The following is a 546-nucleotide window of genomic DNA, read 5'->3' as shown; positions in this document are numbered from 1 at the left end:
GGCGCCGGCCGAGCGGCTGGTGGATGCCGTGCTGCGTGGCGACGGGCCCGGCCCGGCGGACGCCGCGCTGATCGCCCGCCGGGCCTGCGCCGGCCTGGGGCGACTGCCCGCCGTCGTCGGCCCGGTGTTCCACGACGCCGACGCCGACCCGGCGCTCCTACGCCGATACCGCAGCGGCGATCTGGTCGTCGAACCTGGGTTCCTGACGGCCTCGACACGGCCGCGGCCGACGCCGGCACCGGTGCGGTACGTCATCTGGTCCTCCACCGCGCGCCGGACCGGCCTGCTCATCCCGGATCTCACCGGCAGCGGCGAGGACCCGCCCGACGTGCTGTTCGCCGCCGGCACCAGGTTCGTCGTCCTCGCCGTCGATCCCGCGACGGGTCCGGTGGGCGGGGCCGGCGCCACGCCACCCGGCCCCGGCCGGCAGGACGCGAACGTCCCTGGGCGCACACCGGACCGCGCGGCCCTGGTGCTGCTGCGCGAGGTCATCGCCGGCCGCGCCGACGAGGCGTGGGACGAACGGGCGCTGGGGCGCCTGCGCGC

General features: G+C 78.6%; 1 protein-coding gene. It reads left to right on the top strand.

Annotated elements, in window-relative coordinates; genetic code table 11:
- Window positions 1–19: 19 nt before the first annotated feature.
- Window positions 20–546 (top strand): hypothetical protein (locus MXD58_RS24745; protein WP_250610053.1); only part of this gene is annotated, 527 nt, incomplete at its 3' end.

It is taken from the genome of Frankia sp. AgKG'84/4 (genome assembly GCF_023242965.2).
In the GTDB taxonomy this organism is placed as follows: Bacteria; Actinomycetota; Actinomycetes; order Frankiales; family Frankiaceae; genus Frankia.
The sequence above is the reverse complement of the archived record's forward strand: the minus strand, read 5'-3'. Positions and strand labels throughout refer to the sequence as shown.